General features: G+C 39.8%; 1 pseudogene. It reads right to left on the bottom strand.

From position 1 onward, the window contains the following. Positions 1–393, bottom strand: a pseudogene (locus AB4486_RS24875) (DUF4041 domain-containing protein); the annotation flags it as partial. Positions 394–689: the final 296 nt, after the last annotated feature.

The following is a 689-nucleotide window of genomic DNA, read 5'->3' as shown; positions in this document are numbered from 1 at the left end:
GTAGAAGCCTAGCTCTAGCAACTCAACGTCATCGTCATAAATGCCTATTTTATGGATGAGTGAGTCATATATGCCTTTCTTTTCCTTGTAACTTGACTTGAGTTGCTCAATATCATTCGTGACCTCAAGAAAAACGGCATTGGCTTCGTCTTGGCGCAATTTGGATGCTTGATCTCGAACCTCAATCTCTTTATCCACGTTGATGATGCCAGAATATTGCATCTCATAGTCAGCAAGTGCTTGAGAAGCCTTTTCGGTTTCCTGTTTGGAATCTTCCAGTTCTCGTTTTGTAGATTTAAGTCGAGCAATAAAGATAAAAAGCACTATAGCTAGTAGTGCAGAAACCACTAGAAATGGTAGCGGGGGTAAATTTGCGAATGCTGATTGAGGCATTATCACTCCTGATTAAAAATTGCAGTGTAGCTTAACAGAATAATTCGGAGGAATTTTGCCACTTTACACCATTGTATTTTTTAAGGTTACTGAAGTAAAAGGAAGGCCATAGGGTCACATCTTGCGTTTTGCTCCGCATTACTTTTAGTATGTCAAAGTTAGCTGTCGAGCTGGAACGTATCTAGAAGCTACATCCATTTCCGTAGTGGATTTCCAATGCTTTGTACTTCTGTTTCCAAATTATCCCTGTAACGTCCCACTTCAAACACTCTCTAGACTAAAAGAGTGATCAACTT

This window comes from Vibrio sp. 10N.222.55.C6, assembly GCF_041473395.1.
In the GTDB taxonomy this organism is placed as follows: domain Bacteria; phylum Pseudomonadota; class Gammaproteobacteria; order Enterobacterales; family Vibrionaceae; genus Vibrio; species Vibrio crassostreae_C.
The sequence above is the reverse complement of the archived record's forward strand: the minus strand, read 5'-3'. Positions and strand labels throughout refer to the sequence as shown.